This is a genomic window from Mycobacterium paraseoulense (assembly GCF_010731655.1).
GTDB classification, from domain to species: Bacteria; Actinomycetota; Actinomycetes; order Mycobacteriales; family Mycobacteriaceae; genus Mycobacterium; species Mycobacterium paraseoulense.
The window spans coordinates 2354290-2368280 of record NZ_AP022619.1; the positions used below are offsets into that span (position 1 = coordinate 2354290).

Here is a 13991-nt window from a genome sequence, read left to right on the forward strand (position 1 = left end):
CGATGGCTCCCAACTCGTGACAGATGCCACTGTGCTCAACCGCCCACTCTCCCCCGCGAGGGGGCGCCCCCACAGCGGCCATGTGGGCCGCTTCGTCGGGGCTGCGCAGCTGACACTAGTCGCGCGTGAGCTTCCGGTGGGTCACTCTGTGCGGCCGCGCCGCATCGACGCCGAGTCGTTCGACCTTGTTCTCCTCGTAGGCGCCGAAGTTGCCCTCGAACCAGAACCACTTGGCCTCGTTGTCCTCGTCGCCCTCCCACGCCAGGATGTGCGTGCAGGTGCGGTCCAGGAACCAGCGGTCGTGAGAGATCACCACCGCACAGCCGGGGAATTTCTCCAGGGCGTTCTCCAGCGAACCCAGGGTCTCGACGTCGAGGTCGTTGGTCGGCTCGTCGAGCAGGATCAGGTTGCCGCCTTCCTTGAGCGTGAGCGCCAGGTTCAGCCGGTTGCGCTCGCCGCCGGACAGCACGCCGGCCGGCTTCTGCTGATCTGGCCCCTTGAACCCGAACGCCGAGACGTAGGCGCGTGACGGAATCTCGTTCTGGCCGACCTCGATGTAATCGAGGCCGTCCGACACGACTTCCCACACGGTCTTTTTGGGATCGATGCCGGCGCGGGACTGGTCCACGTAGCTGAGCTTTACGGTCTCTCCAACCTTGACCGTCCCGCTGTCCGGCTGTTCGAGCCCGACGATCGTCTTGAACAGCGTCGTCTTGCCGACACCGTTGGGGCCGATGACGCCCACGATGCCGTTGCGGGGCAGGGTGAAGGACAGGTCCTTGATCAGGGTGCGCCCGTCGTAGCCCTTGTCGAGGTGGTCGACCTCGACGACGACGTTGCCCAGTCGCGGCCCGACCGGGATCTGGATCTCTTCGAAGTCGAGCTTGCGCGTCTTCTCCGCCTCGGCGGCCATCTCCTCGTAGCGCTGCAGGCGCGCCTTGTTCTTCGCTTGCCGCGCTTTGGCCCCCTGCCGCACCCAGGCCAGCTCTTCGGTGAGCCGCTTATGCAGCTTCGCGTCCTTGCGGCCCTGCACCGAGAGCCGCTCGGCCTTCTTCTCCAGGTATGTCGAGTAGTTGCCCTCGTAGGGATACGCGCGACCGCGGTCGAGCTCGAGGATCCACTGGGCGACGTTGTCCAGGAAGTACCGGTCGTGGGTCACCGCCAGCACGGCACCCGGGTAGGCGGCCAGGTGCTGTTCCAGCCACTGCACGCTTTCGGCGTCCAGGTGGTTGGTCGGCTCGTCGAGCAGCAACAGGTCGGGCTTGGACAACAGCAGCTTGCACAGCGCCACGCGGCGCCGTTCACCGCCGGACAGAGTCGTCACCGGCTCGTCCGGCGGCGGGCAGCGCAGGGCGTCCATGGCCTGCTCGATCTGCGAGTCGAGGTCCCAGGCGTCGGCGTGGTCGAGGTCCTCCTGCAGCCGGCCCATTTCCTCCATCAACTCGTCGGAGTAGTCGGTGGCCATCAATTCGGCGACCTCGTTGAAGCGGTCCAGCTTGACCTTGATGTCGCCGAGCCCCTCCTCGACGTTGCCGCGCACCGTCTTCTCTTCGTTGAGCGGCGGCTCCTGCTGCAGGATGCCGACGGTGGCGCCGGTGGCCAGAAAGGCCTCGCCGTTGTTCGGCTTGTCCAGCCCGGCCATGATCCGCAAGACGCTCGACTTGCCGGCACCGTTGGGGCCGACGACACCGATCTTGGCGCCCGGGTAAAAGCTCAACGTGACGTCGTCCAGGATCACCTTGTCGCCGTGCGCCTTGCGGACCTTTTTCATCGTGTAGATGAACTCAGCCATGCCGCGGTTATGCCTTTCTGCAGAGTGATCTCGCGGACCATCCTAGGCACCGCCCGACTGGCCGGGTCCCGCAGCTAAGCCGACAGCGGCAGCGGACCCGTTTCGGCGGCCCCGCCGCTGTCGCCGGCATCGGCGTCCTCACCAGGGGTGTCGGTCGCATCCGTCGCGGGCGTGGTGGGGTCGCCGGCGGTCGGTCCGGTATAGCCCGGCCGTTCGATGCGCACGATCGCGCGGGACACATCGGGCCCGACGGAGGTCGCACGCATCTCCAGCGACGAGCGGCGGTTGCCGTCACGGTCTTCGTACTCGCTGGTGTAGACGTGACCCACCACGATCACCGGTGCACCCTTGCCCAACGCCGCGCCCACGCCGGTGACCAGCTTGCCCCAGCAATTGACGTTGATGAACAGCGAGTAACCCGGCTCCCAGCCGCCGTCGGCGGCGCGCCGTCGGGAATTGCTGGCGACGCGGAACTTGATGACCTCTTGTGTGCCGACCTGTCGGCGCTCGGGGTTGTTGACGATGTGGCCGACGACCGTTAGCGGTGTCTCGAACATTGGAATGATCCCTTCTCGGTTTGTATGTCATGGCTTGGTGAACACGTCACCGCCTGATCCGATCGCCATTCAGCTCGGCGCCACCGACGGACTCCGCGTTGAAACGACGTCCAACCTGCTGCCCATGTGCAGGGAACCGTGACTGTGGATCGGTCCGCCGGCTGGTGGGATCCCGCGCCCCAGCCCGGGGTGCGCCACGACGCGCGACGGTGCGGTCGTGCAGGCCGCCGCGTGTCTCCACAACCGTCTCGACTAGGTCCCGTCACGGCGCGCGAGCGTAACCTCAATGCGAAAATTTCTTGGGGATTTCGCAGTGGCGTTACGCTCGCGGGCTACCGCTTCGGCCCGGCGTTTCCCGTCGCGCCAGCTCGGCCAGCATCGCGTTGTAGGCGACCAGCTCGGCGTCGTCGTCGCGGTCGGCGGCGCGGTCCAGCCGGCGGGCCGTGCGTTCGTCGCTGCGCGCCCACTGCACCAACAGCGCGAGCATCACGATCACCAGGGGCACCTCCCCCGCCGCCCAGGCGATGCCACCACCGAGTCGCTGGTCCCCCAGCAGGTCGGTGTGCCAGCTCAATCCGAGCGATCGGTAGTAGTCGGCGCCGAGCACCCTGCGGGTGCCCATCAGCACCACCCCGAAGAAGGCGTGCAGAGGCAGGGACGCGAACACCACGCCCACCTTGGCCAGCGGGGGGAGCGGGCGCGGGGTGGGGTCGACTCCGATGACGATCCAATAGAACAGGTAGCCGCTGACCAGGAAGTGCACGTTCATCGCCAGGTGGCCCGCGTGACTGCTGACGGCGGTGTCGAACAGGTTCGAGAGGTACAGCCCGTAGAAGCCCGCGACGAACAACACGGTGGCCACCACCGGGTTGGTGACGAATCGGGAAAAGCGGCTGTGCAGCGCCGCCAAGATCCATTCCCGCATTCCGGGCGGGTCGTCCCGACCGGCGGCGGGTAACGCCCGCAGGGCCAGGCTCACCGGCGCGCCCAGCACCAGCAGGATCGGCACCAGCATCGACAGCCCCATGTGGGCGACCATGTGCACGCTGAACATGGCCGGCATGTAGCGACCGATGCCCGACGAGGTGACGAACAGCAACGTGAAGCAGCCGAGCAGCCACGCCGCGGTGCGGCCCCGCGGCCACGCATCCCCGCGGCGGCGCAGCCGCCTGACGGCGGCCACATAGAGGGCGGCGAAGACAATCGCGGCGCTGCCGAAGATCAGGTCGAAGCGCCAGTCGAAGAGGATGCGCGCCGGGGTGGGCGGCCCGTTGAAGTCGTAGCCGATCTCGGCTTCGGGAATCGAGGGCAGCCGGCCCGGCGGTGGCGGCGGCGGGGTGCGGCCCAGCCCGACGGCGACACCGAAGGTCAGGCCGAAGACGGCCGCCTCGGCGAGGCCCAGCCGGAGCAGGGAGCGGCGCGCCGCGGATTGCGTCGGCTCCGCTACCAACCAGGCGACCGTGGAGCGCCGCTGACGCCACCCGATCACTCCCAGCACGCACAGCGCGACGAACTTGGCGAGCACCAAGCGGCCGTAATCGGTGGTCATCAGGTCGCCGGGCAGCACCCGCACCACGGCGTTCATCACCCCGCTGAGCGCCATCGCGACCCAGCACCACAACGCGACCGCGGAGAACCGCCGCACCGCCAGGGCCAGGTGCCCACCGCCGCGCAACCCGTGGGCGGCCAACGCCAGCAGGCCGCCGGCCCACAGGGCGGCGGCCATCAGGTGGATCAGCAGGCTGTTGGTCGCCAGGTCGTGCGAACCACCCGCGGACGAGTGGCCGGTCAGCGCCAGCGGGATGAGCGTCAGCAACGAGCCCGCGAACAGCAGCGGTGTCCACGACCAGCGCAGCACCGACAGGCTGGCCAGCATCACCAGCGCGGCCAGCGCGGCGGTCCAGCGCCACGCGGAGGCGGTGGTGACCAAGCCCGCCACCGACCAGATCCGCGCCGGGTTGAGCAGCGCGGCCACCGGTCGGCCCGACACGTCGGAAATCGTCAGCGGGACCAGCAGGGCGGCGCACACGGCCCACACGCCCGACGCCACCGTCCCCAGCCGAAGCGCCCGGTAGCCGTCGGCGTCCAGGACACCGCTGCGTTGCGGCGGCACGAAGAACGCCGCGAACAGGAACGACCCGGCCGCCAGCACCGCGGCGATCTCCCCCGCCGCCCGGACGAACGGCAAGCCCAGCGTGGTGGCGGGGCCCGGGTTCGGCAGGCCGGTGGCGGTCAGCGCGTCGGCCAGCGACAGCGCCCCGATGCCCGCCGCCGTGCAGCCCGCCAGCACCGCGACGCCGACCAGCATGGGCCCCACCGCCGCGCGGGGTCTGGTCTCGGACCGGTCGACCGTCATACAGCCAGGGTATGGGCGCGACCCGGCGACTACCGAGGCAGGCGTTCCTGACGCGCCTTGACCTCGCGGGCGACGAACTGGTCGCGGGCGATCCGCCCGACGTGATCGGAATCCCGCAGGATGTCGCGCAGCTCATGCCGGAACGCGCTCCGCCGTTCGGCGAGATCGGCCGCCGGTGCGATCAGGTCCTGATCGCCAGCGACCTGGTACGCGGTGGCGAACAGCAGGGTCGACACCGATTCGCTGCTACGGACGCGGGTCTGCGCCACGTATTGACGGCCAACGCCGAGCGCCGACTCCGACAACTCCTTCTGACCGACGTCGGGCGGCGCATCTCGCAGCACGTCGGCGACGATCTCGTAGGCCTCGAAGAACACCCGCAGCATCGCGTCCGCCATCAGCGGACGCTTGGCGAACAGCAGCGCGTCGATCTCGTCGCCGCCGGCGGCGACGTGGGCTTCCCAGTCGTCGTGCCAGGCCATCTCTGCGGCGATGTTGTCCCGAAACGCCGCCGAGTCCGCGAAGTAGAAGTCGAACTTCAACAGGTCGCGCAGCCGCATCGCCTGATCCCAGAAGGCCTGCATGCGGTCGCCCTCGACGTGGCGGGCGTGTGCCAGCGCGAGCTCGACGATCGAGGTCTCCAGGAAGGCGTGGATGAGCGAGTTGCGGTAGAACGCCGCCTCGTGCTGTTTGGCCGGGGCGATGTGCCACACCGGCTCCCGGCCGCCGTCGACACGGGTGATCGGATGCCCGTTGGACAGCGCGTCGACCGCCGCGCGCACCCCGTCGCGCGAGCGCAGCCGCAGCGCGCTGGTGGACATCGGGGTGTGTTTGCGTTCCAGATAGTCGAGCGAGTCCTGCAGGGTGTGGTGCAGCTGATCGAGGGTCAACGCCGCGCCGCGAGTGGTCAGCAGCAACGCGCAGACCAGACCCGTAGCCGTCACCGGCGTCGACTGCAAGATCCGCCACGCGACCTGGAACGACATCTTTTGCAGCGCAAGGCGTTTGGCGTCCTGGTCGTGGGCCAGCGGACCGTGCGCCGGACCCAGGTACTGGCGCATCGAAACGGCCTCGGGGAAGCGGACGTAGATCTTGCCGTAGTTGCGTTCGCCCTGCGCCCTGATGAAGTTGTACAGCCAGCCAACGCCTTCGGGCGTCTTCTCTCCGCCCCGGGCGTAGGCCGCGTACTCGTCGGTCTCGTGCAGCTGGTCGAAGCTGATCGACACCGGCTGCAGCAGGATGTCCTCGCTGCGGCCGTCCAGGTAGGCGTCGGCGACGTAGGCGAGCAGGCCGAGTTTGGGGGGCAGCATCTTGCCGGTGCGCGACCGGGTGCCCTCGATGGACCAACTCAGGTTGAACCGCTTCTCGACGATGTAGCCGACGTATTCGCGGAGGACGTATTTGTAGAGCGGGTTTTCGCCGATGTTGCGGCGGATGAAGATGACGCCGGACCGGCGCAACAACGGACCCATCGCGCCGAACGACAGGTTGATCCCGGCGAACACGTGCACGGGCGGCAGCCGGTTTTCCTGCATCGCCACCGGGACCACCGCCCCGTCGATGTAGGACCGGTGCGAGAACAACAGCACCGCCGGGTGGGTTTCCAGGGCAGTGCGCATGGCCGCCACCTGATACCCGTCGTAGTCGATCTCCGGGTCGAATCCGCGGCTGATCATCCTGCTGAGAACGGAGACCAGGTCGACGGACACCCGGCTCCAGCCGGTGGAGAGCTCGTCGAGCATCTGGCCCGCTTCCTCGACGGTTGCGCCGGGGATCTTCTGCAGTCCGGCGCGAAACCGGGTGGACTCCAAGATCTCCGGCTTCACCAGTCGCGGGGACTTGTACTGCGGGCCCAGGATTCGATATTCGACGCGTTCGAGCGCCAGCAGGGCGCGGCGGATGACGAACCGGGCGAAGTCGCTCTCGTTCTCGCCGACGGTGATGTCACGCCACTGCTGGCGCAGTTCGGAAACCTTCGCCGGCTCGCCGGCCACCACGCGCGCCCGCCGTGGGGCGGTCCGCACGATGTGCAGTTGCTGACGTTCGTTGGGCTGATACGGATCCCGCCCTGGGAGCAGGCCGGCCAGCTTGGCGATCCTGCCGCGATCCGGCGGCGGCAGCCAGAACACCCGCACCGGCACGATGGAGCGGTCGTCGGCAGCGTCGTTGGTAGCGGCGTCGCCGGCCCCGAGCTGCTCGATCAGCGCGCTCAGCGCAGCCGGCGCCGCGTTCGGCGGCGGCAGTTCGAGGACGTCGAACCTCGCCTCCGGCTTGTCGCCGCGCTGTTGAGCCATCCAGGCCGTCACCAGTTCCCGCTCGACCGGCGAGGCCATGGACGCCAACACCAGCGCGTCTTCGCCGGTGAGGACCGCGGTGGTATCCGCGGCCGGTTCGGTCACGGCTGCCCTTCGGGCGGTTCGGGGTTGACGGCCGCCCCGGCCGGCCGGTGCGACTCGCCGTCGTTGAGGACGGCCTGCGACTCGTGCGGATTAGCCTTGGCCGGCGCGGCTTTCGGCGCCGCCTTCTTCACCGGCGACTTCTTCACCGGGGCCTTCTTTGCCGCCGTCTTCTTTACCGGCGCCTTCGAAATACCTTTGGCTGCAGCTTTTTTCGCTGGCGGCCTGGCCTTTGACGCCGCCTGCTGCTCCGCGTACAGGTCGGGCTGGGGCAGCTCGCCGTCCACAGGCCAGTTGGCCAGCGTGTCCAGGTACAGCTGCCGGACCGCGGCGATCCGCTCCGGCAGGTTCTCGACGGTCCAGTCCTGCACCGAAATCGGCGGAAACACCGCGACATCGACCGTCCCGGGGTTGATGACGGTGGAGTTTCGGGCGGCGACGAGTTCGGCGTTGCGGATCACGATCGGGACGATCGGGATTCCGGCCGCCATGGCCAACCGGAACGGCCCCTTCTTGAACGGCCCGACCTCGGTGGTGTCGACCCGGGTGCCTTCGGGGGCGATCACGATCGACAGCCCCTTCCTGGCCCGGTCTTCGACCTCGCGCATCGTCTCGACCGCGGCGACGGGATCGTCCCGGTCGATGAACACGCCGTCGAGCAGCTTGCCGAGGGTGCCCATGACAGGGTCTTTCTGCAGCTCCTTCTTGCCTACGCCGATCCAGTTGTCGCGCACCAGCGCGCCGGCGATGACGGGGTCAACCTGGTTGCGGTGGTTGAAGATGAACACCGCCGGCCGCTGCGCGGTCAGGTTTTCCTGGCCGATGACGTTGAGGTGCACACCCGTGATTGCCAGCGACAGCTGGGAGAAGGTCGAGGTGAAGAAGTTGACGCCGCGCCGGCGGTTGCGGGTCAGCACGCCGATGCCCACCGCGCCGGCGGCGACCGGGAACATCGAGCCGAAGCCGGCGAGGGTGCGCAGCTGGCGCCGCAGACCCACCGGGCCGCGGCTGCTGAATCGCAGGATCGGCCAGCCGCGGCGCTTGGCCACGGCGGCCATCTTGCCCTCGGGATTGGTGGGGCGCGGGTTGCCGACCAGGTACATCAGGGCGACGTCCTCGTCGCCGTCGGCGTAGAAGTAGCTGTCCTTCAGGTCGATGCCGTTCTCGGCCGCAAACCGTTGCACCGCAGCGGCTTTGCCCGGCCCCCACAGGATCGGCTTCTGCACCCCGCCGGTGAGTATCCCGTCTTCGGTGGTCTCGAACTTGTTGGTGAGCATGTTCGAGATGCCCAGGAACCGCGCCACCGGGTTGACCTGGATGGTCAGCGCGGACGAGCTGAGCACCACGGTGTGCCCGCGCGCGACGTGCGCCCGCACCAGCTCGCGCATCTCCGGGTAGATCCGCGACTCGATCCGCTGCACGAACAGCCGCTCGCCGATCTCCTCGAGGTCGTCCAGCAGTCGGCCGGCCAGCGCGGCGGCGGCCTTGCCGATGAGGTCCTCGAACTCGATGCGCCCCAGCGTGTGGCTCAGGCCGGCCTGAACCATGCCGAGCAGCTCGCCCACGCCCATGTCGCGGCGCAGCAGCCGCTCCTGGGTGAGGATCACCGCCGTGAAGCCTGCCACCAGCGTCCCGTCGAGGTCGAAGAACGCCCCGATCTTCGGACCCGGTGGGCTGGCCATGATCTCGGCGACCGAACCGGGCAGCCGCATGTCCGCCCCGGTCGTTCCGCGCTCGCCTCCCTGGTCCTTCTCGGTGCTCATGAGCCCGACACCGTCCGCGCCGAGGTCGCCGGTTCGGTGAACGAGGCGGGCACAGCGCGCGGCGCGCCATCACCGGCCAGCGCCAGGATTTCGTCGAAGCCCTCCAGCAGGCATTGGGCGAACAGTGGCTCGTTGCGCACCGCCGCCCTGTCGTAGCGCACGGTGATGGTGCACCACCCGCCGCGCGAGATCAGGACGACCATCATCGCGACTCCCGGCAATGGGCCGATGCCATACTGCCGCAACACTTTTGCACCGGCGATGTAGGTGTCCCCGGGGTAGACCGGGACATTGCTGGCCTGCACGTCGGACCCGATCACCGAACCGGTGATCCCCTCGAGAACGGCGGTCGGCAGGACGCTGAGCAGTGGGGCGACCGAACCGATGATGTTCATCGCGGGCTCGTCGCGGCGCTGCGTCATCTGCGCGCGAATCTTCTTCATCCGCGAAACCGGGTCGACGGTGCCGACGGGCGCGGCCAGGTTGACGCCCGTGAAGCGGTTGCCGCCGGCGGTGTCGGCTTCGGCGCGCAGGTTCACCGGCACCGCCATCGGCAGCGTGCTGATCGGCACGCCGAGCGCCTCGTGGTAGCGCCGCAAGGCGCCGCACAGGCCGGCGAGGTAGGCGTCATTGATCGATCCCCCACCGGCCTTGGCGGCCCGGTGCAGATCGGCGAGCGGGATGTCGATCGCCTCGGTGCGGGTGGCCAGGCTGCGCCGCCGCAGCAGCGGCGACGGCTCGGCGGCCCGGTTGAGCACCCGCATGCCCGAGAGCGCGTAGCCGACGATACCGGACACCGTGGACGTCGGCTCGAGGACCACCCGTCCGGCCGCCGATACCGCCCCCGCAACCGCACTCAGGACGCCGCCGACCACGGCGGTGGGCAGGTGGTTAATGCCTTGCCGCATCAGGTCGTTGGGCGTGAGGTCCTGCGGGATGGGCAGCGGGGGCGTCGGCTTGGCGGGAGGGTTGCGCTCGAGGTCATAGATTTCGGCGAACATCTGCACCCCGCCGACGCCGTCGGTGACCGCGTGGCTGACGTGCAGCAGCGTCGCGGCTTTTCCGCCGGCCAGACCCTCGACCAGGGTGGCCGTCCACAGCGGCCGGGAGATGTCCATCGGCGACTGCAGCATCACCTCGGCGAGGTTGAAGACGTCGCGCAGCGTGCCGGGTTCGGCCACCCGCACCCGCCGGACGTGGAACTCGAGGTTGAAGTCGGGGTCCACCACCCAGCGCGGCGACGCCGTCGGCAGCGTCGGCACGACCACCTTCTGCCGCAGCCGCAACACCCGTCGGGAGGCGTTTTCGAACCGGCCCAGAAACTTGTTCCAGTCCGGCGTGGTGTCCAGGAGCTCGAGCGCCATGATCCCCGACCGGGTCCGGGGATTGGCTTCGCCCCGATGCATCAGATAGTCGACCGGTCCCAGCTGGTCGGACAATTTCACGACCCCATCGGACTCAGTCATGGCTCTCCGACCGACGCGCCAACCCTGTCACCGAAGATCAAGCCTCCTGCCTCGGACCCACCACCAACCCCATCGCCAACACAACGCTAGTCGGGTTGCCGCGCTGGTGAAAGGAGCGGTCGGGGCCCGGGCGCAGGTTACCGGTGGCCCGGCTCAGCTGGCCGACGTGGCCGCCAGCGGGACGAAGTCCAGCAGCGGGCTGACCCGCCGGCCGTAGACGACACCCAGGAAATCCGCGACGGCATCGGCGGCCAGCCGCGAGCGGACCGTCGAGAGGATGTCGAACGCGTGGTGGGCGTTGGCGAGTTCGGCGTGGACCACCGTGGGGGCGCCGGCCGCGCGCAGGGCGGCGCAGAAGGCCCGGGCCTGGCCGCTGGGAACCAATTCGTCCTTCTCGCCGTGCAGCACGAAGAAGGGCGGCGCGTCGCTGTGCACGTAGGAGGCCGGTGACGCCGCGCTGAACCGCTCGGGCTCGTCGGCGTAGCGGGCCTTCATGACGAAATGCTCCAGGAACGGCAGCATCAGCTCGTGCATGTTGTCGAAGTCGGTGAAGTCGTACACCCCGTAGTAGGGCGCGACGGCCTGGACGGTGGTGTCGGAACTTTCGAAGCCGGGCTGGAACGCCGGATCGTTCGGGGTGAGCGCGGCCAGGGAGGCCAGGTGCCCACCCGCCGACCCGCCGGTGATCGCGATGAAGTCGGGATCGCCGCCGTAGTCGGCGATGTTCTGGCGGACCCAGGCGATCGCCCTCTTCACGTCGATGAGGTGCGCGGGAAATGCGGAACGCGGGCTCTTGGAGTAGTTGATCGCGACGCAGATCCAGCCGAGGTCGGCCATGCGGCTCATCAGCGTGTAGGCCTGCACTCGTTTGTCCCCGACGGTCCACGCCCCGCCGGGGACCTGGATCAGCACCGGGGCCCGCCGCCCGGGCGCGAGATCGTGCCGCCGCCAGATGTCGAGCAAGTTGTCGCGTCCACCCGGGCCGTAGGGGATGTCGGACGTCTGCGCCGCGTACCGGCGGTGCGGGCCGGGCCGGTTCAACACGCCGCCGCGCGGGGCGCAGACGGGCTCGATGCCGGCCGGGTGACACACCTGCTCGCGGAAGTCCGGGCCGAGCGATTCCTCGAGCGCGGCGCTGAGGGCCCGATCCGCCCGCTGCGCCGCCCAGGTGGTGCCGACGCGGCCGATGGACGGGTGCGCGACGCGCGACAACGCGTGTCCGGTCACGACGTGCGGGGGAAACTCCGTCGACAGCCAGCCGGCGAGGCAGCCCAGGGCGAACGGCGAGCCCCGCAGCAACAGCGTGCCGAATCGATAGGCGTCCTTCGCGTCGCCCGCCAGGCGCAATGCCTGGCTACCGGCCCACGAGCACCGGGAAGTCACGTGCGTGGTCACGCTCATAGCAACGCCACCCCTCGACGGTTTGCACACGCCTCGTTGCGGTAAACGGCCGATTACCGGCCGATGTTGTACGTGTGTCGAGGGTGCCAACCATAGCCGATACTTTCGGAGCCGGAACGCTTTTCGCGCACGGCGCGGCGGCGAGTCGGGTTACGACACGCCGTTGGAATAGACTGACCTGCACATTGCCTCCGTAGCTCAGGTGGATAGAGCAAGGGCCTTCTAATCCCTAGGTCGCACGTTCGAGTCGTGCCGGGGGCACGTCTGAGGTTGTATGACCTCGGCTGATGCTTGACATTTCGGTTCCGGGTGAGGCTTGACAGTGTTTCGGCTGATCCTTTACAGCGGTTTCGGTTGATCCGTTGCATATGCGCCCACACGGCTTACTCACACAACGATTTGTGAGAATTACTTCGGGTGGGTCGCACCTCGCTCGGCAAGACTCGGGTGCTAGCCCGCTAGTGACGAGGGCAGAGGGGACTCTAGGGGCGGTCCCCACGGCTGGGGCTGTGGTGAAGGTGCCAACATCTGAGGCAGGGGCGACCCTGGCCCCAACATCTCAGGCAATGGCGAGCCCGGCCCCAACATCTCATGCGCTGGCGATCCGGGCGCGAACATCTCAGGCAGTGGCGACCCGGGCCCCAGCAGCGCAGGCAATAACGACCCAGCCTCCCAGGGCGGTGCCGCCAGCCCGGGTTCCCCCGGTAGTGGCGGCGGAGCTGGCGGGTCCGCCTGTGCCACGCCGCCGCCACCACCGAGCGCGGCCGTGCACAGCGCACCAGCGAGGGCGGATCCTGCCAACAGGTGCCTGATACGCATCCGTTTCTCCTATGTCAAGCCGCTGCCGGTTGGCAAGGCTTTGTTCGGATGTTGTGGTCGGTGTGGAGGTGATGGAAGACCACTCTGGCGAGGCGGCGTTTGAGGCAGCGCAGGGCCTCGGTGCTGGAGTCGCCGGCGGCCAGACGGCTGCGGTAGTAGGCCTGTCCGAGGCCGTCGAGACGGATCTGGGTGACCGCGATGCGGTGCAGAGCGGCGTTGAGTTGGCGGTTGCCGGTGCGGGTCATCCGGACGCGGCCGACGGTGTTGCCTGACCACACCGGGATAGGCGCCACGCCTGTGTGCCGGGCGAACGCCGCCTCGCTTTTGAAGCGGGCGACCCCGGCGGTTTCGCCGATGATCTTGGCGGCGGTGAGCTCGCCGCAGCCGGGCATGGCAAGCAACGCCGGAGCGATCGCGCGGACACGCTCGCCGATCCGTTTCGCCAAAACATTGATGGCCTCGGTGAGTCGGGTAATGTCGGCCAACTCCTCGGGGCCAACTCGGCCACCAGACCGGGCTGGGCGGCCAACCAATCACCGAGCGTCCTGCGGTGCTTGGCCAGATCCAGCGACGCCGGTTTCGGCGCCTGGCCAGGATCTAATTCGTGCACTCTCCACAACAACCGGTTGATCGTCGAAGTGCGTTGCCCCACAAGGTCTTCACGCCGATCCACCAGCAGCTTCAACTCCCGCGACACTTCATCGTGGGAAGCCACCGGAAGATCGGGCTCACGCAGGTACGCCCGCGCGACAGCCAACGCGTCAATCGGATCAGACTTGCCCCGCGTACGAGCCGAGGCCCGGGTCTGGGCCATCAACTTCGACGGGACTCGTACCACCTTCTGATCGGCGGACAACAAATCGCGCTCTAATCGCGCCGACAAATGTCGGCAATCCTCAATCGCCCACACCAGCTCGACACCAAACTGGGTGCGAGCCCATCGGATCGCCTGGCGATGACCTACCGTAGTGGCCTCGACGACCTTCTCGCCGATTCTGCGGCCCACCTGATCCACGGCGACAAACGTATGCGTGCGCTTGTGGACATCGGCTCCAACAACAACCATGGTGGTTGCCTCCTTCACTGTGAGGTGACGGTTGGGCCGGTCGGCGGACACATCTCAGTGGGGGCGATGCCACGCTCCTATCAAGTCACGCCGGCCGGTCCTTCACACCTGATGCCGACAAAACGCATGAACGCCAACCCGAAAGCGGCAACGAGCCTACGAGCCAAACACCAGGTGATCAGGATCCAACCACCGCACCAAGCGGCAACCTCACCCTGACACTGAGCAGAGCCTAGCGTCGAACTACGTCAGCAGGAGGGCAAAAGGGTTAGCGCGCCCGACTCCCGGTCAGGGCGCGCCGTTCATCCAGCAGCGCATCCGCATCCTCGATGGACGGCAGCGGCGCGCCCCGCTCCCGAGCGGCACGGCGGAGAG

7 protein-coding genes, 1 tRNA gene and 1 pseudogene are annotated in these 13991 nt (G+C 68.3%); 1 reads left to right on the forward strand and 8 read right to left on the reverse strand.

The genetic code is table 11. From position 1 onward, the window contains the following. Positions 1-115 precede the first annotated feature (115 nt). The 7 genes from ettA to lipQ all read right to left on the reverse strand — a co-directional run bounded on the left by ettA (position 116) and on the right by lipQ (position 11731). Positions 116-1792, reverse strand: a complete 1677-nt coding sequence (ettA, locus tag G6N51_RS10790) for an energy-dependent translational throttle protein EttA (protein WP_083175000.1) — start codon at positions 1790-1792, stop codon at positions 116-118. A gap of 74 nt (positions 1793-1866) precedes the next feature. After that, the gene (locus G6N51_RS10795) at positions 1867-2349 is read right to left on the reverse strand and encodes a single-stranded DNA-binding protein (protein WP_083175003.1); all 483 of its coding nucleotides are present in this window, start codon (positions 2347-2349) and stop codon (positions 1867-1869) included. Between the two features lie 319 nt (positions 2350-2668). After that, the gene (locus tag G6N51_RS10800) at positions 2669-4705 is read right to left on the reverse strand and encodes a cytochrome c oxidase assembly protein (RefSeq protein WP_083175005.1); all 2037 of its coding nucleotides are present in this window, start codon (positions 4703-4705) and stop codon (positions 2669-2671) included. A 29-nt stretch (positions 4706-4734) separates the two neighbouring features. Beyond that, entirely contained in the window at positions 4735-7104 is a 2370-nt protein-coding gene (locus tag G6N51_RS10805; RefSeq protein ID WP_083175008.1) for a glycerol-3-phosphate 1-O-acyltransferase, read from the reverse strand. Next, positions 7101-8864, reverse strand: coding sequence for an HAD-IB family hydrolase/lysophospholipid acyltransferase family protein (locus tag G6N51_RS10810; protein WP_083175011.1), 1764 nt, complete (start codon positions 8862-8864; stop codon positions 7101-7103). The genes G6N51_RS10805 and G6N51_RS10810 overlap by 4 nt, the downstream gene beginning before the upstream one ends. Continuing rightward, positions 8861-10330: a WS/DGAT/MGAT family O-acyltransferase gene (locus G6N51_RS10815; protein ID WP_083175014.1), complete on the reverse strand. Its 1470-nt coding sequence runs from the start codon at positions 10328-10330 to the stop codon at positions 8861-8863. The genes G6N51_RS10810 and G6N51_RS10815 overlap by 4 nt, the downstream gene beginning before the upstream one ends. 153 nt (positions 10331-10483) lie before the next feature. Continuing rightward, positions 10484-11731 (reverse strand): esterase LipQ, encoded by a 1248-nt coding sequence (gene lipQ, locus G6N51_RS10820; protein WP_083175017.1) that lies wholly within the window; start codon positions 11729-11731, stop codon positions 10484-10486. A 187-nt stretch (positions 11732-11918) separates the two neighbouring features. Here lipQ and G6N51_RS10825 point away from each other — a divergent pair. Further along, positions 11919-11992, forward strand: a tRNA-Arg gene (locus G6N51_RS10825). Positions 11993-12564: 572 nt separating this feature from the next. Here the strand turns inward: G6N51_RS10825 and G6N51_RS10830 are convergent. Continuing rightward, positions 12565-13634: pseudogene (locus G6N51_RS10830) on the reverse strand (IS110 family RNA-guided transposase). Between the last annotated feature and the right edge of the window lie 357 nt (positions 13635-13991).

Coding starts and splice junctions, on each gene's coding strand:
- ettA (WP_083175000.1), bottom strand. CDS start 1,792: ATGGCTGAGTTCATCTACACGATGAAAAAGGTCCGCAAGGCGCACGGC.
- G6N51_RS10795 (WP_083175003.1), bottom strand. CDS start 2,349: ATGTTCGAGACACCGCTAACGGTCGTCGGCCACATCGTCAACAACCCC.
- G6N51_RS10800 (WP_083175005.1), bottom strand. CDS start 4,705: ATGACGGTCGACCGGTCCGAGACCAGACCCCGCGCGGCGGTGGGGCCC.
- G6N51_RS10810 (WP_083175011.1), bottom strand. CDS start 8,864: ATGAGCACCGAGAAGGACCAGGGAGGCGAGCGCGGAACGACCGGGGCG.
- G6N51_RS10815 (WP_083175014.1), bottom strand. CDS start 10,330: ATGACTGAGTCCGATGGGGTCGTGAAATTGTCCGACCAGCTGGGACCG.
- lipQ (WP_083175017.1), bottom strand. CDS start 11,731: ATGAGCGTGACCACGCACGTGACTTCCCGGTGCTCGTGGGCCGGTAGC.